The organism is Paenibacillus barcinonensis (assembly GCF_003217495.1).
In the GTDB taxonomy this organism is placed as follows: domain Bacteria; phylum Bacillota; class Bacilli; order Paenibacillales; family Paenibacillaceae; genus Paenibacillus; species Paenibacillus barcinonensis.
Map to the genome: position 1 here is coordinate 1 of NZ_QJSW01000025.1, position 21,560 is coordinate 21,560.

At 49.0% G+C, this 21,560-nt stretch carries 20 protein-coding genes and 1 pseudogene; 3 read left to right on the forward strand and 18 right to left on the reverse strand.

What is annotated here, in order from left to right; genetic code table 11:
• Window positions 1-229: 229 nt before the first annotated feature.
• Both DFQ00_RS30000 and DFQ00_RS24395 read right to left on the reverse strand, forming a co-directional pair.
• Window positions 230-388: a hypothetical protein gene (locus DFQ00_RS30000; protein WP_244213991.1), complete on the reverse strand. Its 159-nt coding sequence runs from the start codon at window positions 386-388 to the stop codon at window positions 230-232.
• Window positions 389-587: 199 nt separating this feature from the next.
• The gene (locus DFQ00_RS24395; protein WP_110899073.1) at window positions 588-941 is read right to left on the reverse strand and encodes a hypothetical protein; all 354 of its coding nucleotides are present in this window, start codon (window positions 939-941) and stop codon (window positions 588-590) included.
• Window positions 942-1,025: 84 nt separating this feature from the next.
• Between DFQ00_RS24395 and DFQ00_RS24400 the strand changes: the two genes are divergently transcribed.
• Window positions 1,026-1,361: a hypothetical protein gene (locus tag DFQ00_RS24400; RefSeq protein ID WP_110899074.1), complete on the forward strand. Its 336-nt coding sequence runs from the start codon at window positions 1,026-1,028 to the stop codon at window positions 1,359-1,361.
• 49 nt (window positions 1,362-1,410) lie between these two features.
• On the opposite strand, the gene nikE is transcribed toward DFQ00_RS24400, so the two are convergent.
• The 7 genes from nikE to DFQ00_RS24435 all read right to left on the reverse strand — a co-directional run bounded on the left by nikE (window position 1,411) and on the right by DFQ00_RS24435 (window position 9,265).
• Window positions 1,411-2,211, reverse strand: a complete 801-nt coding sequence (gene nikE / locus DFQ00_RS24405) for a nickel import ATP-binding protein NikE (protein ID WP_110899075.1) — start codon at window positions 2,209-2,211, stop codon at window positions 1,411-1,413.
• Between the two features lie 178 nt (window positions 2,212-2,389).
• Window positions 2,390-3,196, reverse strand: coding sequence for an ABC transporter ATP-binding protein (locus tag DFQ00_RS24410; RefSeq protein ID WP_110899076.1), 807 nt, complete (start codon window positions 3,194-3,196; stop codon window positions 2,390-2,392).
• A gap of 52 nt (window positions 3,197-3,248) precedes the next feature.
• On the reverse strand, window positions 3,249-4,076 hold the full coding sequence (gene nikC / locus DFQ00_RS24415; protein WP_110899077.1) for a nickel ABC transporter permease subunit NikC: 828 nt from the start codon (window positions 4,074-4,076) through the stop codon (window positions 3,249-3,251).
• Window positions 4,076-5,020, reverse strand: a complete 945-nt coding sequence (gene nikB / locus DFQ00_RS24420; protein WP_110899128.1) for a nickel ABC transporter permease subunit NikB — start codon at window positions 5,018-5,020, stop codon at window positions 4,076-4,078. The genes nikC and nikB overlap by 1 nt, the downstream gene beginning before the upstream one ends.
• 81 nt (window positions 5,021-5,101) lie before the next feature.
• Window positions 5,102-6,739, reverse strand: a complete 1,638-nt coding sequence (gene nikA / locus DFQ00_RS24425) for a nickel ABC transporter substrate-binding protein (RefSeq protein WP_110899078.1) — start codon at window positions 6,737-6,739, stop codon at window positions 5,102-5,104.
• 276 nt (window positions 6,740-7,015) lie between these two features.
• Window positions 7,016-8,443 (reverse strand): pectate lyase family protein, encoded by a 1,428-nt coding sequence (locus DFQ00_RS24430; protein WP_110899079.1) that lies wholly within the window; start codon window positions 8,441-8,443, stop codon window positions 7,016-7,018.
• 306 nt (window positions 8,444-8,749) lie between these two features.
• Window positions 8,750-9,265: a DUF2179 domain-containing protein gene (locus DFQ00_RS24435; protein ID WP_110899080.1), complete on the reverse strand. Its 516-nt coding sequence runs from the start codon at window positions 9,263-9,265 to the stop codon at window positions 8,750-8,752.
• Window positions 9,266-9,738: 473 nt separating this feature from the next.
• Here DFQ00_RS24435 and DFQ00_RS30390 point away from each other — a divergent pair.
• Both DFQ00_RS30390 and DFQ00_RS30395 read left to right on the forward strand, forming a co-directional pair.
• Window positions 9,739-9,987, forward strand: a pseudogene (locus DFQ00_RS30390) (Glu/Leu/Phe/Val dehydrogenase dimerization domain-containing protein); the annotation flags it as partial.
• A gap of 204 nt (window positions 9,988-10,191) precedes the next feature.
• Window positions 10,192-11,022: a Glu/Leu/Phe/Val dehydrogenase family protein gene (locus tag DFQ00_RS30395; RefSeq protein ID WP_425271057.1), complete on the forward strand. Its 831-nt coding sequence runs from the start codon at window positions 10,192-10,194 to the stop codon at window positions 11,020-11,022.
• A gap of 868 nt (window positions 11,023-11,890) precedes the next feature.
• Here the strand turns inward: DFQ00_RS30395 and DFQ00_RS24445 are convergent.
• The 9 genes from DFQ00_RS24445 to DFQ00_RS24485 all read right to left on the reverse strand — a co-directional run bounded on the left by DFQ00_RS24445 (window position 11,891) and on the right by DFQ00_RS24485 (window position 21,057).
• On the reverse strand, window positions 11,891-13,546 hold the full coding sequence (locus tag DFQ00_RS24445) for a hypothetical protein (protein WP_110899081.1): 1,656 nt from the start codon (window positions 13,544-13,546) through the stop codon (window positions 11,891-11,893).
• Between the two features lies 1 nt (window position 13,547).
• Window positions 13,548-14,333: an ABC transporter ATP-binding protein gene (locus tag DFQ00_RS24450; RefSeq protein WP_110899082.1), complete on the reverse strand. Its 786-nt coding sequence runs from the start codon at window positions 14,331-14,333 to the stop codon at window positions 13,548-13,550.
• Window positions 14,334-14,583: 250 nt separating this feature from the next.
• Window positions 14,584-15,234 (reverse strand): PepSY domain-containing protein, encoded by a 651-nt coding sequence (locus tag DFQ00_RS24455; protein WP_167433829.1) that lies wholly within the window; start codon window positions 15,232-15,234, stop codon window positions 14,584-14,586.
• 154 nt (window positions 15,235-15,388) lie between these two features.
• Window positions 15,389-16,228: a PepSY domain-containing protein gene (locus tag DFQ00_RS24460; protein WP_167433830.1), complete on the reverse strand. Its 840-nt coding sequence runs from the start codon at window positions 16,226-16,228 to the stop codon at window positions 15,389-15,391.
• A gap of 81 nt (window positions 16,229-16,309) precedes the next feature.
• Window positions 16,310-17,701 carry a sensor histidine kinase gene (locus DFQ00_RS24465; protein ID WP_110899085.1) on the reverse strand — a complete coding sequence of 464 codons (1,392 nt, stop codon included), beginning with the start codon at window positions 17,699-17,701 and terminating at the stop codon, window positions 16,310-16,312.
• Window positions 17,698-18,450 (reverse strand): response regulator transcription factor, encoded by a 753-nt coding sequence (locus DFQ00_RS24470; protein ID WP_110899086.1) that lies wholly within the window; start codon window positions 18,448-18,450, stop codon window positions 17,698-17,700. Before DFQ00_RS24470 ends, DFQ00_RS24465 begins: the two co-directional genes overlap by 4 nt.
• Before the next feature lie 53 nt (window positions 18,451-18,503).
• Window positions 18,504-19,148: an SDR family oxidoreductase gene (locus DFQ00_RS24475; RefSeq protein WP_110899087.1), complete on the reverse strand. Its 645-nt coding sequence runs from the start codon at window positions 19,146-19,148 to the stop codon at window positions 18,504-18,506.
• Between the two features lie 257 nt (window positions 19,149-19,405).
• Complete coding sequence (locus DFQ00_RS24480) at window positions 19,406-20,587, reverse strand: NAD(P)/FAD-dependent oxidoreductase (protein ID WP_110899088.1); 1,182 nt, start codon at window positions 20,585-20,587, stop codon at window positions 19,406-19,408.
• A 23-nt stretch (window positions 20,588-20,610) separates the two neighbouring features.
• On the reverse strand, window positions 20,611-21,057 hold the full coding sequence (locus DFQ00_RS24485; protein ID WP_110899089.1) for a DUF1641 domain-containing protein: 447 nt from the start codon (window positions 21,055-21,057) through the stop codon (window positions 20,611-20,613).
• Between the last annotated feature and the right edge of the window lie 503 nt (window positions 21,058-21,560).

The window sequence follows — 21,560 nt, forward strand, 5'->3', positions numbered from 1 at the left end:
TATCCTTTGGATACAGCCGATTCAATAGCCGATTTTGCCCAGTGATTCGCCTGCACGTCTTTAAAAGTTGTGGCTGCCGAAGCCTGCGAAGAAAGTAATACTGACATGCCTAACACTGCACTCATTATAGGTAACATGATTTTTTTCATTTGTCATATCCTCCGATAAATTGATTTTTGTTATTTTGAAATCCTTGGATTCACGCTCTCTACATATGTAAAAGCCTATATTAATTATTGGAGCCTTCCTCTGCTTGCAATACTTTCTTTAATTGTTGACTATACATAAAAGACTCTTTTTGATTGATCTCATAATTAATAGAAATACTAAATGTTTGTTCTTTGTGACCTTTTACGTAACCATACACAGTCACCCAACTCATTGCCATCTAGGCATCATCTCTTTTTCCATAATAGTTACATCCAATTTATAGATAATCAATTGCAATGGCTCCTGCTCTATCTAAAAATTTCTTGATCTTTGAAATGCCTCTCAGTTATTCCTGTGTAACCTCCTAAGACTTACAAAATCACAAGTATCACAGTAATATTCCTCAGACGAAGCATAGTCTTACCTCACTATTAATTTTATAATTTATATTTCGGAGAAATATTTTTTTCTCCCTTCTCTAACAGCCACTCTGGTCCACCCACATTTTCCACTTCATAAGTATTGTAGTTAATCCATATATTAATTGCTTCATTCTCATGACCCTTAATATGTCCGTATAAAATAACCTTCGAAGATACGTAACCAGCAAAAACCTGAGAGTCCGTGAACTCCACGTCAACGTTATACTCTTTTTTAAAATATTCTAATCCTATAGGCGTTGCTTTTTTTACGATATTACTATTTTTTACGTGATATGTAATTGCACAACCACCAATTAATAAAATACAAGATGCTAATACTATTAATAGCACTCTTAGTTTACGATTCATTTCTTATTCCCTCTCCTTGTGACAGATTTATTTCTAAGGTAATATAATCTATATTATAGTATATAAAAGGAAGAGAAGTAGATTTTGTTTATTTCTGATAAAACTTATCATCAGATTTCTGATGCCGCTTATGTTAGAGATATTACAGGAGAGAATGAAAAGGCCAAGATTGAGGGATCGGATCGCGCAGATCTACCTAACTCTACACTTAATGACACTAATGGCTCTGGATTTGATGCGGTCGTTTATTACAATAAGAAGGATAATAAAGTGGTGATTGGATTGAGGACTTCAAACAGCAGCAGATTGAACTTGTTAAATATACATATCGCATGGAGCGTGCCGATCGGGGAAATTAGGAATAGAGCTAACCGAACAGTAGGTTATTTGGAAAACAAGAACAGAGGCCCCTTCTCATAAACCATGAGAGGGGGCCTCTTCGCGTTAGAAGCCATTAAATTGATATCCTCTATTCAAACACAATCCGGTCTGACGGATGCTCTGGCAGAATGGAGGATACCAGCTGCTGCACAGCCGGGTGATCCGAATCCAAGACGGAAGCCGTGGCATCCCCGGTATAGACCAGCCTTCCCTGATCCATCACGGTGATGCTGTCGCAAATTGTGAGTGCGGCCCGGATGTCATGGGTGATAAACAGATAAGACAATCCATACGTTGCTCGCAGCTCTGCCAGCAGGGACAGAATTTGTGTCTGATGTACCATGTCCAGACTGCTGATTGACTCATCCAGCACAATTAACTTCGGCTTGAGTGCGATGGCTCTGGCAATGTTGACACGCTGGAGCTGACCGCCGCTGAATTGATGCGGAAGCTTGCCCGCATCCTGCGGTGTGAGGCCAACCTGAACGAGCAGCTGTTCAATGGTGCGCTGCTGCTCCTTCGCTGACAGACGCTCGTAATTATCCAGCGGCTCTCCAATGATCTGCGCTGCTGTCATCATCGGATTCACAGCCGAGTAGCAGTCCTGAAAGACAACCTGCAGATCACGACGCAATCGTAGGAGCACCTTTTTATCCGCTTGGTAGATGTCTTGTCCCTGGAATATAATCTGCCCCTCGCTTGGTCGCTCCAGTCCCAATATGATCTTGCCCAAGGTGCTTTTGCCTGCCCCACTCGTACCGAGCAATCCAAGGCATACGCCCTGCTCAATCGTAAGGGATACATCCGTCAGTACAGGGGGGCGCGCCCCCGAACGATCCAGCCAGCCTCGCTTGCCATAGCGGTGACTTACTTCATGTACTTGTAACATTCAGTTCTGCGCCCCCCTTCTTGTTTAACACTCATGCATTTGCTTTTGCATCTGCAGCAATCTATTACTCTTGTCCGAATATGGCTAAACAGCGTATTCATTGAACACAGGCCCTCAGACCTGCTGTATCAAGCCGTTGTACGCCAGGAAACCTTAGCATGATAACGTACAATACTGCTTAATGCCCCAAAGTCATACGGGGCCGAGCATTCAGCAGCATCCGGGTATACTCATGCCGGGGATGATCGAACAACTGATACACGTCTGCCTGCTCGATGATGCGTCCCTTCTGCATGACGGCTACTTCATCAGCCATCTGTGAGATGACCCCCAGATCATGTGAGATGAGTAGAATGGATGTGCCATGCTCCTTACGGAGCCGATCCAGTTCCCGCAGCACATTCAATTGATTCACGACATCCAGCGCTGTCGTGGGCTCGTCAGCAATCACCAAAGCGGGTCGCAGACACATGGATACAGCAATCATCACCCGCTGCAGCTGACCGCCGCTGAGCTGGAACGGATATCGTTTCATCAGCTTTGCCGGGTCAGGCAGGTTCATATCGGCCAGCGCGGCAATGGCCTGCTCCCTCGCCTCCGCTTTGGACATCTGTGTATGAGTTCGCAGCGTCTCAACAAATTGAGAGCCGATCGTATACACAGGGGTAAAAGCATTCATCGGATTCTGCATAATGAACCCGACATCCTTGCCACGGATGCGCCGCATCTGCTCATCGGGTAACGTGCTGAGCTCCAGTCCGTTCAGACAAACACTTCCTGATACTTCCATCCTGCGCGGATGGAGCAAGCGCAGCAGTGCGTTACATGTCACCGTTTTACCGCAGCCGCTCTCGCCAACCAGGCCGAAGACCTGACCCTTTTTCAAAGTCAACTGAACAGGGTCCAGTAACGGGGCCGATCCATTTGCTGTCTTGAGCTTCACTTGCAGATCACGAACTTCAAGTACATTCGCCGCATCGGCCATCGTCACATTCCCCCTTGTCCAGATTGTTCTCCACCTTTGACCATCATAAAAATTACTTTCTGGAAACGCCGTAACGGTCGGATAAGGCCTCTCCCAAAATGTTAAACGCCATCACAACCAGCAGTATGGCAGCACCCGGATAGATCATCAGTTCTGGATGACTGCGAATATAGCTTGTTCCTTCGTGTATCATGGCTCCCCACTCCGCATTCGGTGGCTGGATACCGAGTCCCAGGAAGGATAATGCAGAGATGTCCATAATCGCCCAGCCCATCTCCAGTGTACCCATGACTACGATGGGACGCTGGACATTCGGAATGATATGTTTGCGAATAATCGTCCAGGTAGAGGACCCGCTAATTCGAGCTGCCGCAATATAATTCCGTTCCTTCAAGCTAACCACCATGTTTCGGCATATGCGGGCATAGTGCACCCACTGCACCATCATGAGTGCCAGCAGAATCTGCATCAGACCCGGGCCGAAGATACCCACGATGCCAAGCACCAGAACCAGCTGCGGAAATGCCAGTATGCCTTCACACAGACGCATCAGCACGTTGTCGATCCAGCCGCCCAAGTAACCGGAGATCGACCCGACCAGAAGCCCGATCACCAAAGACGACAAAAAAATCAGCGTGGCAAATCCAATGGAAACCCGTGATCCATAGAGAAGTCTGGAAAGATTGTCCCTTCCCAGATGATCTGTGCCAAGCCAATGCTCTGCAGATGGAGCCTTCAGCTTCTGCAGCAGATTCACCTTCACAGGATCATGCGGTGCAATCCATGGAGCCAGTAATGCCAGGATGAAGAAAAGAAGGATAATCGCTGCGCAAATCCAGATCATTTGTTGCCCTCGAAACCTTGTACGCCATCGTTTCATCAATGCTCTGCCCGTCCTTTCGCTGAAATCCGCGGGTCCATATACAGCTGTATCAGATCAACGATCAGATTACATACGATGAACAGACATGCCGAAATAAAGACATAACACTGGATCACGGGAATATCGCGGTTAAAGATCGCTTCCACAAAATAACGTCCGAAGCCCGGCCACGAAAAAACCTGTTCGACAATAATCGTTCCGGTTAGCAGTCTGCCCATGGTCATGCCCATTCCTGTAATAAATGGAGTGATCGCAATTTTGAGCACATGCTTGAGCATGATGACCTGTTCACGTATACCGCGTGTTCTCGCATACTGCACGTATGCTTCCTGTAATTGCTCCAGGACACTGGTTCGCAGCATACGGGTGTACAGAGCAATCATGACCATGGAAAGCGTCAGCGTAGGTAGCACCAGATTCTCCCAAGAGCCGCGCCCCTCCACAGGCAGCCAGTCCAGTTTGACTGCAAAAAAGAAAATAAGCAGATATCCGAGCCAGAACTGCGGAATAGATGCTCCAACATAGGAGATGATGCGGCTGACCATGTCAATCCAGCTATTTTTGTATACCGCCGCCAGAATTCCCAATGGGATGCTCACCAGTGTAGAGAATAGAATGCTCCACAAGGCCAGCTCTGCCGTGGCTGGAAATTTATCCTTCACCTCATCCATCACCGGTTTGTTGGTGAGATACGAAGTACCAAAATCCAACTGAGCTATTCTCTGCAAGGTATGAAGGTATTGAGTAAATAAGGGCTGATCCAGACCAAATTCATGCCGCTTCTCTGCCAGCAGCTCTGGCGTCGGATAGATATGAGCTGCTGTAAGATACGCCTCGGCTGGATCAACCGGTGAAATATGAATAAGCCCAAAAGTGACAAGCGTAGCGATAAAAACGATAGGAATGATCGCGATCATTCGTTTACCAATATAGCCGATCACCAAACATTCCTCCCTTTTACCCTGCCACACAAGCCTTCCTGCCTGCATATATTATCTCTTTGTTCCGAGTGTACTTCGAATTTACGGATTGCTTAATTGCATGCCAACAAATGGATTCTCATCCCGATTCGCCGGGAACACAAATTTAGCAATTTTTTTCTGATATACGGCTGTTTTCTTGATATAAGAGATCGGCACAATCGCCGATTGCTCCTGCAATGTCGTCAGAATGGATGTATACAGTTCCTGACGCTTTTTCTCGTCTGTAGAGGACAATGCTGCATGCACCTCTTCGTCCAATTCCTTTTTCATAGGCAAAGCGCTAAGTGTCTCGGAAATTCCGAACCCAGAACTTGCTACGACATTAATAAAGGAATGCGGGTCGTACGGCGCTCCGTAATTGTACCAGAAATACAGGTCAAAATCATTGGCTTTCAAGCGTTTGATCTGTACCGTCAATTCAAGACCAGTGAGGTTTACTTTGACACCCAGCTCGCCCCATTCAGCCTGAATCGTTTCACCCATCGCTTTTTGAATCGGATCGGTTTTATCGAAAATCAGTTCGAACTCCAGCTTCTGGCCATCCTTCTCACGCACAGTTCCACCGGCCGGCAGCTTCCAGCCTGCTTCGTCCAGCAATGCTTTGGATTGCTCCACGTTATATTCAATGGGCTTCAGATCCACATTGGTATACGGATAGTTCTTGGATAATGCCGTATCGGCTGGTTCTTCCAGGCCTAGCGTGATGCCCTCAACCATCGCTTTCTTGTTGAAGCCTTGTTGAAGCGCCATGCGCACTCTTACATCAGACAGCTTCGGATTGGAAGAGTTGAGCAGCAGGTCACGCGTACCTACCGGATCAGACAGCTCACTTACATATTTATCGTTGTCACGAAGCTGCTGGAATGCATCCAGACTGATCACACCTTCACCGTAAATCAGATCCAGATCGCCTTTTTCAAAAGCAAGCACACGTGTCTCTGCATCAGGAATAATTTTCACGGTAATCTGATCAAGCGCTGGTGCAGTGCCCCAGTAATTCGGGTTACGCTTGAAGACAGCATATTCATCCTGCTTATATTCAGCCAGCATCCATGGCCCCGTACCAACGGGCTCCTTGATGCCTTTCGACGTATCACCATCATCCGGGAAGCCTGCCGCGCCCAGGAAACGGAACGGACGAACAACAGACAAGTCCTGAAGCACAGGGTAGTACGGCTCGGTAAGTGTCATGCGGAAGGTGTGGTCATCCACGACCTCTGTTTTGTCCAGCACACCGACGATTCCAAGCCAGCTGTGTGTTTTTTTATTTTTCATGATGGAGTCAAAATTCTTTTTCACAATTTCCGCATTAAACGGCGTGCCATCGGAGAATTTCACCCCTTGGCGCAGCTTGAATGTATACACTTTGCCATCATCAGAGATGGTCCATGACTCAGCCAGTGCGGGTTCCAGCTTACCATCCTTCTGGTAACTGACCAGCGGCTCGTAGATCATGGATTGAGCAAACAATTGGGACGGGTTATACGTATGTGGATTCATCGTACCGATATCTCGCGGCCACGACATCGTAATCGACTTCGCAGAAGCTGCCTGATCTCCAGCTGCGGAAGACGATGGCGAACCGCTCTCTTTATTACTACAGCCCACGATAAATAACAGTAACAACAGTGTTGTCACCATCATCAGGGTAGAACGTTTGCGTTGATCTACTAACATGAAATAAACCCCTTTTCTCTCTTCATCTCTGATCGTGATAATGATTCTCATATTCATTAAGAATATGAAGCTAATTGCCTTTTGTCAACAAAAATCGACATAGTATGTATGCCCACTAAATAGAAAAATAAGCCCTTTCCATATAAGAGAGGGCTCTTTTCAGTTGGATATAAAGATACTTTCACATAAAATTGAAAGCGAGTGATCCCACAACCAGGCTGCGGGGCCACTCGCTTTTCCGTTCATCTTGTCTTTGGTCGTGCTTTATTGCGTAATTTAGTAGCTCGTCTTCAGCCAGTTATCCTTGGACCAGTTCACTTTGCCTGCACCTGCACCGTTAGAGGCTGTCAGACGTGCATTCAGTGTAGACGGATCGTCTGCCTGATAGCTGTAAGGCAGGGATGAGAAGCCGTTCCACGAGAAAGGCTTGATTGCAGCCGGAACTGGAGCCAGCGGACTGCCCGCCGTATCACTGCTGCCACGGAAGGAGCTGCCATCCAGCGAGTAGATCGTATCTGCTACGCTAATTTTACCTGTGTACGTGGCATTGGTCGGGTCCGTCTGATTGTTGCGCACCGGGTATTGCACATCCTTGATCACTGATTTCTCAACCAGCACAGCCCCGTTTTCAGTGGAAATGGCTCCATTGCTGGTAATTCCGAATTTGTAACCTTTGGATGCAATAGCTGCTGCCATAGCATTGCTTATACGCGCCTGTGCTGCACGGGCATCGGTGGCATCCATGATGATGTTGTAGGCATGTGCGTTGCCGCCGCGCAGACGCGGCATACGATCCTGAATGTCTTTATAGACGTTATGGTGCAAGGTTATAGAGAGATTGGCGTTCGTCGATTCCAGACTGGTTGCACCCACGAGATGACCTTTTTTCTGCGAACCAGCGATGGCAATGATATCTTCCTTGCTTAGACCGACCGCGCTGCTACGCAGGTGGTTGTACATGGGATAGGAAGCTTTGTTGGCTTCCAGCTCGTTGATCTGGCGGGTAACCCAACTGTTCGAGCTGCCGTCATCCCCTTTGAAGGTAGACCAGGAGATGGTCACGCCACTGGTTCCTTTTTTCGAATCAACGAGTCCGTCATAGGCTTTATTGAAGGTGCAGTGGTCAATCCATATGCCGCTACTGTCCTCCAGTGTAATGTAATCCCAATCGTTTTTGTCATAGTCGCCTTTGGTGGATTCATCCCATTCCCACAGCTCATCGAACTCCAGGTTGCGGATGATGACGTTGGAGCTGCGTTTCACGGTAATAGAAGCATGTTTGATCTTGGACCCGTTTGCGGAGAAAATGGTCAGGCCATTGAAGCCGTCCACCGTAATTTTGCTGACACCCGTCTGCTTCAAGACTGGATGGGTCAGGGCATCGTTATGCTTGGCAAAAGGCGAAGCCTGCGCCGTGCTTGGGATCTCATTCCATCCTAGATCAAGGTCGTTCATAATTTCGACGACTTTGACACCGGAGTTCTTTTTCAAAGCGAGCGCCAGATCGGTGGCATTATACACTTTTTTGTACACAGCCGTGCTCGACTCGCTGATCATACCTCCACCCGTATTGCCTTGGGAGAAGCCTGTCAGATTATAATCCGCATTGCCCGCTGCCTGCACACTTGCAGGTCCCGATAATAAGGTGAGCCCCAGCGTAAGGGCCAGAGCCGTGCTGCATAAGCTTCGTACTGTTTTTCTCATCGAATCCATTCCTCCTGAAAGGTTAATGTTGAGTTTCCCTGCCTGTCCCTCTGCGGTACATCATGTCGCAAATGACATATTCACAATGTAAATCCTGGGAGCGATTACAACAATAATCCTGAACTCACATCTATGGATGCGTACTGAACAGGAGGGGATTTGTACCCGAAACAACCTGGCATCGTATGAAGTTAACTTGTGAAGCAGGGTTTGTCGGAGAAATATCAAAAAGGGATGGGACTGCCTGGCGCAAGAAAAAATGAAACAAAACAAGCAGGACTGCATCTACTGCAGACCTGCCCCATTTTACTTTTTGATCGAACGTGTCCAGAAGCCACCGTGGAACTGTTTGGGCTCGACAGTAATGACAAAGGCCTTTGCATCAAGCGCGAGAATGGTCTGGTAGAGCAGCTTCTGGTTTTTGCGCTTTGCCAGAATCTCCATGACCAGCCGATCCCCGTCCCGCCCGCTGCCTACCCATGCGGTAACGCCGTACCCTTTATCCCGGAGCGCGTTGGCGACATGACCGTCCAGCTGGTTGCAGATCACTTTCACGGTAACGTAACCGAGTGCAATCTTCTCCTCAATCCATGCACCGAGCAGAACGCCAAGTCCGTACCCTACTGCGTAGACGATCAGCGCAGAAGGCTGGGTCAGATAACTAAGTACGAGATTCAAACCCAGCACATAGATGACGATCTCACCCATGCTGATCAAGGCGGCGATGTATTTCTGTCCTTTGAGCGTCAAAATCATACGAAGGGTGTAGGCTGACACATATACAATTTGAATCAAAAAGATAAATAACAATATTTTAAGCAATGGTGATCCCTCTTTCCTGGCCTTTTACGGAAAACCTGGTCTCTGTTACATGCTGCATGGTGAGCTTTTATTTAGACCTGATATGGCCCGACGTTGTTGAATGGTCGTATCGCACATGCAATTTCCTTTATCACCATCATTGGACGTTATGCTGTCTTTTTAAACGGTCTCATGTCAATTTAGGATGTCCACCCGGACCCACGAGAGCCGGAAATGCCATTATAGAATTGTTTGTACTGATGTTCAACCCGGCGTAGGTCCCAGGGGCGCACAAGAAGCAGCATGAATATGCTGTATTTAACCACACTCGATATGCGGAAGACGATGACAATACAGTGCAGGCTGACCGAGTAAGGAGCCACGATGCTAAGGATGGGCATGCAGTGCGGAGTCTATTCTTAGCTGGGGATGAGAAAGCATTGGTACCCGTTATACGTTTCGGATCAGAGGTTCACATCAAGGAGGGAGTTACGATGCAGGTATGGCGGGAAATGGAGCGGGAAGGCATGGAGGAGCTTGTTTTTTGCTATGATCCCTCGAGCGGACTTAAAGCCATCATTGCCATTCATAACACGGCCCTGGGACCGGCTTTGGGGGGATGCCGCTGCTGGACCTATGTATCCGAAGAGGAAGCAATCCGTGACGCAGTGAAGCTGGCTAAAGGCATGACCTATAAAAATGCGATGGCAGGGCTGCCGTACGGTGGCGGCAAAGCTGTCATCTGGGATGTTGCTGGTGCTTGCGAGCAGATGAAGGCAGCAAGCGGGATGGATGAGCGAGGCGATGGGGTAATGGCGGGGACTGCGATGGATGATCTGGGGGACGCCATGCTCGCGGGGAGCAAGATGCGCGAGCAGACCGAAGAGACGAAAGCGAATACCCGGACGGACTCACAGAGCAGTGACACAGCTCAGGCACGAATTGTGATGAACGTTCAGGGGGACGCCATGCTCGCAGCAAGTACGCTAGATGTGCGGGCGCTGCGCTTCCGCGCACTGGGCCGCTGTCTGGAGCGGCTGAACGGGCGCTTCGTGACAGGTCTGGATCTGGGCACCACGGCGTCAGACATGGACCAGATCCGGGTGGAGACGACATATGTGACGGATACTACAGGCTCGCTTGGCGCAAAAGATGACTTCACTGCCGACATGACCGCCTATGGCGTGTACATCGGCATCGTCACTTCACTGCGCCATCAGGGCGTAGCCGCCCTTCAGGGCAATCCCGTTGCTGTCCAGGGACTGGGCAAGGTCGGGTATGCCCTGTGCCGTTACCTGCACGCAGCCGGGGCACGGCTGATCGTGGCAGACGTTGTACCGGAACGTGTACAACGTGCCCTTGTGCAGTTCAGCGGCGCCATTTCGGCCGATCCGGCCCGTATCCACGCCGCTGACTGCAGGGTGTTCGCCCCCTGTGCCCTGGGGGGCGTGATAACCCCGGCGACAGCGGAGGAGCTTCGCTGCTCCATTGTCGCCGGGGCGGCGAACAACCAGCTGCATGGTGGACAGCTGGTTGCTCGCCGCATGCAGGCGCGCGGCATCCTGTACGCGCCTGACTATGTGCTGAACGCAGGCGGCATCATCAGCACCGCCTGCGAACTGCAAGGCGCAGGGCCTGACCTGATCCGCCAGAAGGTGGCGGGGATTGCAGGCACGCTAAGCCAGGTCTACACAGAAGCTGTGCGTTCTGGTATCTCCACTTTAGAAGCAGCAGACCGTCTCGCTGAAGCCATTCTGAGAACAGGCCGGGCCGAATAATAAAGGCACAACGTTCGCATCCTCCAACCCAATCGCAACGTCGAGCATGCACACATTATATAGATGATGACCAAAGTGAACAGCATATGATTGCACCGTAGAATGAGAGAAGTGCTCGTCCACAACTTGTAACTGCATCGCATCGGATGCTTTAACGATCTCAGGAAACGCTATTTGGACATTTTCGCGCGTATCAGAAACCTAACGATCTCCAGAGACGCTATTATGCCAATTCCAGCCCTTTTCAAGGCTAAAATACGTTCCTTTTCAGAAATAAGGTTGCTGGAGATCGTTAAAGATTTTCCGGCCCATTTTATCGCATAATAAGCTCTCTCAGGATCGTTAGCGCATCGGATGACAGCCTACCAACCCTAGCCCACATTGGGGGTTGGTATTCTCTTCTCCAACAAGGAACCCATCCGGCGATAAAGGGGAAGCCTACGCTTCCGATGTAACTTCATTGCAGCAAATCCTTCAGGCGACCACTCCGCTTTTTCGGATTTATTCTATGCTCCGCGCTAAGTAAATTGAATAGCTCAACTTATATTGTTACTTTGAATTTGTGCTACTCTACTCACTCCACTTTACTTTTCACTACTTTGTGCTCCCCTGCTTCAATATGCTTTACGCTACTGCGTTCTGCTTCTCCCTACTCTTGCGTCACCTTACTCTTCACGCCTTTGCCTTCCTTTTCTTTTCTTCTTCATTCCGCCCCCTTATATCCCCACTATTCCGCTTCACTTCACTTCACTTCACTTCACTTCACTTTACTTTACTTTACTTATTTTACTTTGCTTGCATCTGCTTCCGATCTACTCTTTCCGGGCTGAGCTTGAGATTATACCACCGCTGACCCGGTAGACGTCGGTCATTCAACATGCCCCGGCTTCTTCACCTGATAGAGCAGCTTCCACAGCAGCACGTTGGCAACGATCAAGATCATACCGTATATCCAGCTCCCCCCTGGCAGCGTTTTAAACCACACATGAATTCCCCAGAGCATAAGTAACACCGGTATAACGATAAGCGCGTACCAGCCGCCTGATTTCTGTGCCATACTGAACGATTCGGAAAAAGGAGGCGTTCGTAACAGCAGCTTGCCAGATAACGGAACCAGTGCCGAGGAAGACAGCAGAATGATAACAAGGTCAGACAGAATTCTGAACCCGAATACCCATGTAAATACAACAGCATTGAGAAGAAACAGCGGCAAAAACAGGTTATAGAAAAATGCCTTTAAAGTTCCTTGGTACAATACGTTCTCATTGGCCATCGGCGCCGCGCGGAACACCCATGCAGCCTTGTATTGTCCCGAATATCTCAGGACGGTAACAGCAGTCACCACCAAAAACAGCATAATATACAACGTATATACAAACTCACTTTGGCGAAATTCAGCCCAGGTAGATGATTGCAGCGCAGTTAACCAGAACAAATAAGGAAGAGCCATTGCCAGAGCAAGCAAAGGATATACCTGTAGCTTGAACTCACGTTCATTGCGCATCAGACTGGCTGCCAGACGGAAACAGGCCTGCTCCTCCCTGGAGCGACTGACCAGCTTGGCAACAAAGCGATCCCATCCGCCCCGGCGGCGGCTTGAGGTCTGGCTGACGTGAGCCATTTTTTCCAGATACAATTCGAAGGACGGCATCAGCTTCACATAGATCAACAGGCTGATTACCGGAACGACAACAGCCAGCGCAGTGAACGTGTAGATCCACCCGCCGCCTCCACCCGCAAATAACCATTCATATGCAGATGCGTACCAGATCGGAGGTAAAAACAGCTGCCACCATTCAGGCGTAAACACTGCTTTGAAATCAATAATTTCGAATGAACGAATTACGAATTGATATCCGATCGCAATACTCACTGAAAGCAAAATCTGTATCATATTGATGGCATCCTTCAGCTTTTCCCCGTCCATGAACTTCATCATTAACAGGTAGATCAGGGAAGTGGAGAACAGAATCAGCATATTCGTCAGAATAAGTTCAATAAGAAAGATAAGGAAAAATCCAATTCCGTGTGCAACTAGACCTGCGACCAGCGGTGCAGCTGTAAGTGATCCGCTGAGCAGCAGAAGATATACTCCCGTATGTATAGCCCGTGCCATTCCCACGGTCCGTGCATTCACCGGCTTGGTCATTACGATATTACGATCCCGGATATCCAGCAGCACGGATGAGAAATCCGATATCATAGAGCTCATAATCATAAACATCAGGATGCCGTACACAAGCCCCATCTGCAGCATGAAATGACCTGTGTTCCAGACGACAAAAGGAACCATAATGATGCCCATAAGTGCATATATCCAGAGAGAGCGGATATAGTGATTGCTATCTGCATTATCCTTGCTCTTGGCCCTTGCCGACATGATGGTAGGCACCCTTCGCTGATCCATCTGGAACTTCACTCGCAGAATAAGGCGAAGCACATCATAATCTGCCCCTGTTCTGGCGATGATTGGCCGGAAGCGATCCAGTATTTTCAACGTACGGAAGTCGGAGGATTCAGCCATATCACTGCACCTCCTGTACGATGGACACAAAGCGCTCCGCAATCGCCCTATGCTCATTAAAACCTGTCAACTCGTTGAACACTTCCTCAAGCGAGCCTTCCATCGACTGCTCTTGAAGCTGCTTGAACGTACCATCTGCCACCACACGCCCCTCGGCAATGAGTACAATCCGGCTGCTGATCTTCTCCACAACATCCATAATGTGTGACGAGTAGAAGATGGTCGTGCCCTTCGCCGACAGCTGAGACAAAATCTCTTTGACCACCATCACACTATTCGCATCCAGGCCACTGAGCGGTTCATCCAGAAACAGCAGGTCAGGATCATGCAGCAGCGCCGAGATCAGCAGCACTTTCTGACGCATGCCTTTGGAGAAGCTGGCAATGCGGGAATGATATGATTTTTCCAGTCCAAAACAATCCATCAACCGCTTTGCTTTATAGTCCGCATCCTCATAAGACAAGCCATATAATTCACCGATAAACGTCAAATACTCCGCCGGCGTTAATTGTTCGTACAGCTCTGCCACCTCAGGCACATAACCGATTCTGCGCTTATATTCCACATCGCCATCCGCGATGTTTTGCCCAAAGATACGGACGTCACCGGTATACCCTTCGATCAGCCCAAGTAAAATTTTAACGGTGGTACTTTTGCCCGCACCATTCGGCCCAATATAACCAATCATTTCTCCACGTTTGACTTCCAGATCAATGCCATTCAGAACGTAACGCCCATTATATTTCATACGCAAGTCTTCAACAGACAACACATGTTGTTCATTCACTTCGTTATCCAGCCCCTTGCCCCATTGAATTTCTACAATTACACTAATATACCACAGTTTGGGTTATTAGGGTTGTGATGTTTGCATGACAGGAGACCCTATGCTGAACCGTGGCAGACAGCAAAAAGACGCTTTCAAATGAAGCGCCTTCTGGCTTAATCCTTTAACATAACACTATCAAGATTTAGCTATCTTGGGTATCTATCTTCGGCATATGTCATTAGCATCCATGGCAACAGAACGATCCCGGTTAATCCTCATCATCATAATCCTGATCCAGCGACAGCACTTTACCCGTGTTTGCGTCAATATCTACATCTGCCTCACCGTGAGCCGTTCTCATTTCGATCTCATACACATAACGTCCATGCTCCCGGTCCAGCTCAACCTTGGTCACTTTCCCGCCACTCACCTGTTTCAACGCAATGTTGGAAGCCTGAGCCGCTGTCAGCTTCACTGGATTGGAGACCGCAGTGCCGGACGAACTTCCTGCCGCTGCACGATCATCCTCATCGTTATCATCATGGTCGTCATTTACAATCGCCAGAATTTTGCCTGTATACGCATCCAGTCGAACATTCACATCAGGATTGCCCTTTCGGTCCATCTCAACTTCATAGAAGGTCTGCCCGTTTCTGCGCTCCAGATCGACATCGTCCACCTTGCCCTCCACCGCTTGCAGAGCGATTTCCTTCGCTTGTGCTATAGTGAGCAGTTTGCCTGTGTTGTTCTGATTCGAAGTAACCGGCGGTGTCGCTGATGCGGATACAGACTGCATAGTTTCAGACTGAACTTTTGGAGCAGGTTGTCCATTCACACTGCTGCTGGCTGCCACGGCCGATCCACCAAGCAGCACCGCTGCGGACAAGCTGCCGATCCATAGTTTATGTTTGTTTATCATCATCATTCATCTCCTCGGTTATGTTCTCGTTCTTGGCTACAGGTATATCGTACCCTGCCCAGATGAGAGCTTGGCGAGAGAAAGATTAGAATTGCATGAGAAAATACTGCCAAATCATTTTAATCATATCTGCTAATCCTGTTCATCATATCTATTAATCATCGTCCTTATCCCAGGTCACCGACCGGATCGCTCCCGAGATGGCATTGACCTGAACAGTGGCTTCTCGACCATCCTCCAGATCAATTTCGACCAGATAATAGGGATTACCGCTTTTCGTGCCGCGCAGCTCCACATCATCCACTTCACCGGGAACTCTGACCAGCGCCTTCTGCTGGGCCTGCTTCTCACTTAGAAACTTCGGCTCACTTGTCACGCCTCCCACTTCAGATGATGAAGGGACCGTCTTGATCGCTTTGGAGGCAAGAATCTCACCCGTATACGGATCAATTGTCAGCTCCTGACGGCTATTATCCTTCGCTTTGACCACGGCAGAATAGACAGGACTACCCTGCTGTTCTACCAGCTCCAGTGATACCAGCTGCTCGCTTGCTCTCTGCTTCAATAGCTCCGACTTCATCTGCTCACGACTCCACAACGTCTTCTCTTCAATTTGCGGACTTGTCTCCAGCCGCTGGATGGATTGGACTGCGGCAGTATAAGCATCAACCTGTACATCATATAACCCCGTCCTCGAACGAAGCTGCATCATATACGTGTCGTCCTTCAACGTGGAATGAAGAATCTCCCCCGGGTATTGAGCCAGCACAGCTTGAGCAGCCGTATCAGCGGACAACTGCTCACGACCGGGCTGCCACGGCTTCGACCACAGAACCGTTACCAGAAGCACCGCTGCAAATGCACCAGCCCCCCACCACAACAGCCTTCGTAAACCTGTTCCCATCGTACTGCTATGACGAAGTTCATCTCGATCCCCTTGCTCTGGTTTAGACTCACTTCGTGTCATCTCAGGCCGCTTTTCGTGCCCTCCCATACATACTCCTCCTCCCATTCTTCCGCTGCTCTCAAGTTATTGATATCGTTCCATCAAGTATAGAAGAGAAGAATTAGAATTTCATGAGAGCGGACGGTCAGGGCTGTTTGATACGGATCGTGGCAAAATAATACAGGCCTCCGTACCCACACCTTCGGTACTGGTTAGTTCAATCTGTGCTCCCACAGCGCCTGCCAGCTCTTTGGCAAGAGATAACCCAAGCCCGGACCCACTAGCACCTCGGCTACGTGTTCTGGACACATCCACCTGATAGAAACGATCAAATACTTTCGCCAGTTCTTCCTCACGAATACCAATACCTTTATCTACAATCCGTATCCGGCAGCTCTCCCCCCGAGTCTCCAGCCTCACTTCAATAGCATCCTCACTATACTTCCGCGCATTATCCAGCAAAATAAACATCATCTGCTTCAGCTTGCTCTCATCACTGATCGCCCAGATTGAACCCGAAGTATCAGAGTAACACCGTACTTCACGGTGGTACGCTTCACGGAATGCACGGGTGGACGCAGCAGCCAGCTCAGCAATATCCACGGGCTCCAGCTGCACGCTCCATTGCTCTGGCTGCTTGGCCAGCAGCAGCAGTTGCTCCGTCATCTCCCGCATGCGCACCGATTCGGAGAGAATGGCATCTACCGCCTCGTCGAATACTTCAGGCCGCTCCTTGCCCCGGCGCTTGAGCAAACTGGCGTAGCTCTCAATAATGGTCAGTGGTGTTTTCAGTTCATGCGAAGCATCCGATACGAAACGCTCCTGCCGTTCAAAGTTGGATTCCAGCAGTTCGATCATACGATTGAACTGCTGGCCCATCGTATGTAGTTCATCCTTTGACTTTTGCTCCAGCGGAAGCCGTTTGAATTGCCCACTGGCTTGAATATCACCCATCGTACGTGTCATCTGATGAATCGGTCTTGCCATCCGGTTCGCGAGAATTCGGCTGGACACCACAGCAGGAATTAACGCAACGATGGTCACGATAACCAGTACTGTACGCAAAGTAGCCAGTCCACCTTCTGTTTCAGCTACACTCTGCGTTACCTGCAAGTTGACCACATCTCCATCGGGCCAGATTAGCGGCATCGAAACCCGTACATAACCAACCCGATCAACCTGTATATACTCCGATTTCGTTTTGTTTTCATAGTGATAAGGCAGCTTGCTGAGTGGCTCCGATGTTCCGGTTGTTGTTACTGGCGAGCTGCTCCCATCTTCATGTACGATACGGAGCATGCCGTTGACAGGTGCGTAGGCTCGTAGCAGATCATCGGGCGGTATCGAGTCGGCAGATTGCCGCACCCCTGTCACGATGGAATCCGCCTCCGCTTCCACACGGCGAATCTCGTTATTTATGGATATCCGCTCAAATACGAGGTACACAGACAGATTCACTGCAATTAACAGCGCGGCAAATAAAACCGACGAATATCCGTAGATTTTACTGCGCAGGCTCATGATTGCTCCTTCAGGACGTATCCTACGCCCCTTACCGTATGTATCAAGGGTGGCGTAAATCCGTTATCCACCTTTTTGCGCACATAACGGATATACACGTCCACCACATTGGTGTCACCATAATAATCGTATCCCCATACCGATTGCACAATCTGTTCCCGGCTCAGCACCTGACGCTGATTGCGTAACAGATAGACCAGCAGATCAAACTCACGGGGCGTGAGCTCAATCGCTTGTGCATCCCGATAAACCTCGCGTGTGCCTTCATGCAGTCTCAAGTTCGCAGCTATTAACCACTCCCCCTGCACTTCATGCAGCTGACTCGGCAGTCCCTGCTCTGCTTCCTGCCCGGAAGCATTCGCCGTCAGCCTTGCAGATACTGCTGCAGCAAGGCGTAACGCTGCTCGTACTCTCGCCAGCACCTCTTCGATCTGAAACGGTTTGGTGATATAATCATTGGCCCCCAGATCGAGACCGGATACCTTGTCTTCGACGGAATCCTTGGCTGTCAGCATAATAATCGGGACTGCTGCATCTCTGGACCGAATCCGTCGCAGTACCTCAATGCCGCTCAGTCCAGGCAACATGATATCCAGCAGAATCAGATCCCACTGTCCTTCTGTGTACTTCTCCAGCCCTTCCGTGCCACTGCCTGCCTTTGTGACCTGATATCCTTCATACTGTAATTCCAGTTCAAGCAGCCTTGCAATTTTGGGTTCATCCTCAATGATCAGCACAGTTTCATTCATGCCGCTCCCCCTTTACCCGTCGTATCATTCTCCCGTTATCTTACAACATCCGATTACAGATTGCCCAAGGCATCCGATACGGATTGCTCTCCAGCTACAAGATCAAAGGCCATGCGATAGGTCTTCTCCTCCTGGAGGGAAGCTGCGATTACACGCGCCACATCTTCACGGGCAATGCTGCCCGGCTTCAGATCGACACCTGTCGCCACCTTGCCGGTTCCCGGTTCATTTTTCAAACCTCCGGGACGAATAATCGTATAGTTCAGGTCACTGGCTAACATCGCCCGGTCTGCAAAATGCTTCGCTACGTAATAGGGTTTAATCTCTTCCGGCCATTTGCTTCGCTGATCTGCGCCATAGGCACTGACCAGAATAAACCTGGAAACACCTTGTTTCTCTGCGGCCTCCATCGTTTTCACTGCACCGTCCAGGTCGATGAGCAAGGTTTTGTCCGCACCTGTCGAGCCCCCGGAGCCCGCTGTAAACACAATTGCATTCTGATCCTTCATCACTTCGGCAAGCTCATCAACTGTACCCTCCAGGTCGCCCATAACCACCTGTGCGCCCAGTTTCTCTAGTGCGTCTGCTTGCTGCGGCTTGCGAATCATGGCCGTGACCTGATGTTTGCCTTCCTGTGCCAGCTGCTCAATCAGATGTTTACCAATCTGTCCGTTTGCTCCAATCACCAGTACATTCATCCTTGATTCTCCTCTCAGATATGCGTAAGAGAACGACATATCGCTCTCTAGCCTGTTATTTTAAAGTTATTATTTTGACCTTCTACATGAAAGCCCTGTCCTATCTTTTAAACGAAAGCCGCCGCTTCTAAGCGCCAGAAGCTCCTGTCTCGTTTCTATTGCTCTGTTTAATATCTGTATGACTGCCTATGTTCATACGCTTATGTGCACAGCAAAAAGGACGCCCGACGGGCGTCCCTTGATGTTTGTGTTATAGATTAATAAGCCAGTGCGAACAAGCCATGAATGTGGGACAGATAACGGATGTTACTTGCTTCTTTCATCATGGTTGCAGGCAGACCTTTCAGGCGAGTCTGGTTGCCACCGATCATGCCGACAGCGTCCTTACGACCCAAGCTTCCCAGTGTACCGGAGAATACTGGTGTGAAGGATTCCATTGCTCCACCTTTGAACATTACGCCCAGGTTGTGACCAATGGTTTCACCCATTTGCCAAGCCAGTTGTGCTGTTGGAGGGTATGGACGAGCACCTTCGCTAGGGAAGACCACTGCGCTGTCACCAGCAACAAACACATCTTTGTGGGATGTGGATTGCAGTACTTCCGTTACTTTCGCACGGCCGCGATCCACTTCGATTCCGCTGTTTGCAACAACCGCATTACCTTGTACGCCACCTGTCCATACGAGTGTGTTCGTAGGGATTGAGCTGCCGTCTTTCAGCAATACTTCGTTTTCTTTCATCTCGGTAATCGCTACGCCAACGATGAAGTTAACGCCACGTTTTTCGAGACTGGATTTCGCACGATCAACCAGCTCTGGCGGGAAACCAGCCAGGATGGAAGGACCTGCCTCTACAGTGTAGAGGGAGATATCGTTGAAATCAATACCTTTCTGTTGGCATACGCCTGGCAGAAGGTCAGCGAATTCACCAACAAGCTCGATACCTGTCAAACCGCCGCCGCCAATAACAAACGTAGCGTCTGCTTTGTTGCCAGATTGCTTGTAAGCATCCAGACGTGCCTCAACGTGAGCACGAATGCGGTTTGCATCGTTCACTGATTTCAGGGTGAAGCTGTATTCTTGCAGACCCGGAATTCCGAAGAATGCTGTTTCGCTGCCCAGAGCAACGACGAGTGCATCGTAAGAGTATGTGGAGCCGCTAGTCATGAGAACTTTTTTCTCGTCAGGCTTGATTGTATCCACCGTATCGATTTTCAGGTTCACATCTTTACCGCGCAGCAATTTTTCCAGTGGAAGAGCAACTGCCTTCTCAGCAATGCTTCCTGCTGCAAGACGGTGCAGTTCCGTAATAATTTGGTGCGTAGGGTACCGGTTCACAACTGTAATTGTTGCTTCTTCCGCTGTCAGGTATTGACGTGCAGTCAGTGCAGTAAGAAGACCGCCGTAACCTCCGCCCAAGATCAAGATTTGCTTCGACATATCCATCCTCCGTTCTTCTAATCTTAACGTTGCTGTTGTCCGCGCTCGTTCAGAATGCTCAGGAACGATTGAGCAAAACGAAGCGTTTGTTGTACATTTGGATCTTTAAGCATTTTCAGCATAGCGAACAAGCCAACCGAAGCTTGCTCGGTTTGCGCACGGTCATTGGCCTCGATGGCAGCAGAAGCTACCCCTTTGGCTTTTTCTACAACCGGTTTAGCGAATTCACCCATTGCACTCATCGTGTCGCTGATCAGAACTTTGTCTGAAGCGATGCCTTGTGCAAAGTCATAAGCTTTTGTCATTACAGTAACCATTTCAGCCAATTTAGGCAGGTTCTCCACCAATACAGTTAAAGACTCCTGTACCTCAGGCTTCATCAGTTGATCCAGCACGTCCAGGGACTGGCGCTCGGATACGTTGGCGCCTTCTGTTACTGGCACCTCTTGTTGAGTAGGCGATTGTGACATAAGAGAAAGTCCTCCTTTACTTTGGGATAGAAGTCCGCGACTTTCATGATGCCTGTCAAGCTGAGCCGAACCACAAATACATCAATACACTAAATGTACCAAATTTCACACATTAGGATAAGCGTAGCCAGAGACCACCCTCACCGATGCATGGTATGTTGGGTCTGTTGCGCACAACACATGTTGACGCACAAAACGACAAGCAGGCCGAAACCGAACTCTATACCCTTATATTACACCTCTTACACATGAACATGAAAAAGAAATTTTTTACACTTGTGAAGATATTGTGAACATTGTAACAAAACCGATTTTTTTGTCAAGGTGTGTAGACATGTCTCCACCGGTCAGGCATCGTTTATTAGTTATCCGATCTACCACATATAGTGTTAAGACATGATCACAATAAACCATATGTACGAAAAGCACATATGAAAGGTGCATAATGAACGTTTTTTCAGAAAAATTTTCCGAAAACATACCGTCCGTGCAACGAATTTGGT

Coding starts and splice junctions, on each gene's coding strand:
- DFQ00_RS30000 (WP_244213991.1), bottom strand. CDS start 388: ATGGCAATGAGTTGGGTGACTGTGTATGGTTACGTAAAAGGTCACAAA.
- nikA (WP_110899078.1), bottom strand. CDS start 6,739: ATGTTAGTAGATCAACGCAAACGTTCTACCCTGATGATGGTGACAACA.
- DFQ00_RS24480 (WP_110899088.1), bottom strand. CDS start 20,587: ATGTCGAAGCAAATCTTGATCTTGGGCGGAGGTTACGGCGGTCTTCTT.
- nikC (WP_110899077.1), bottom strand. CDS start 4,076: ATGAAACGATGGCGTACAAGGTTTCGAGGGCAACAAATGATCTGGATT.
- DFQ00_RS24395 (WP_110899073.1), bottom strand. CDS start 941: ATGAATCGTAAACTAAGAGTGCTATTAATAGTATTAGCATCTTGTATT.
- DFQ00_RS24465 (WP_110899085.1), bottom strand. CDS start 17,701: ATGAGCCTGCGCAGTAAAATCTACGGATATTCGTCGGTTTTATTTGCC.
- DFQ00_RS24475 (WP_110899087.1), bottom strand. CDS start 19,148: ATGAATGTACTGGTGATTGGAGCAAACGGACAGATTGGTAAACATCTG.
- DFQ00_RS24455 (WP_167433829.1), bottom strand. CDS start 15,234: ATGATAAACAAACATAAACTATGGATCGGCAGCTTGTCCGCAGCGGTG.
- DFQ00_RS24460 (WP_167433830.1), bottom strand. CDS start 16,228: ATGGGAGGGCACGAAAAGCGGCCTGAGATGACACGAAGTGAGTCTAAA.
- DFQ00_RS24470 (WP_110899086.1), bottom strand. CDS start 18,450: ATGAATGAAACTGTGCTGATCATTGAGGATGAACCCAAAATTGCAAGG.
- DFQ00_RS24485 (WP_110899089.1), bottom strand. CDS start 21,057: ATGTCACAATCGCCTACTCAACAAGAGGTGCCAGTAACAGAAGGCGCC.
- DFQ00_RS30395 (WP_425271057.1), top strand. CDS start 10,192: ATGAACGTTCAGGGGGACGCCATGCTCGCAGCAAGTACGCTAGATGTG.
- DFQ00_RS24430 (WP_110899079.1), bottom strand. CDS start 8,443: ATGAGAAAAACAGTACGAAGCTTATGCAGCACGGCTCTGGCCCTTACG.
- DFQ00_RS24410 (WP_110899076.1), bottom strand. CDS start 3,196: ATGGCCGATGCGGCGAATGTACTTGAAGTTCGTGATCTGCAAGTGAAG.
- DFQ00_RS24445 (WP_110899081.1), bottom strand. CDS start 13,546: ATGGCTGAATCCTCCGACTTCCGTACGTTGAAAATACTGGATCGCTTC.
- nikE (WP_110899075.1), bottom strand. CDS start 2,211: ATGTTACAAGTACATGAAGTAAGTCACCGCTATGGCAAGCGAGGCTGG.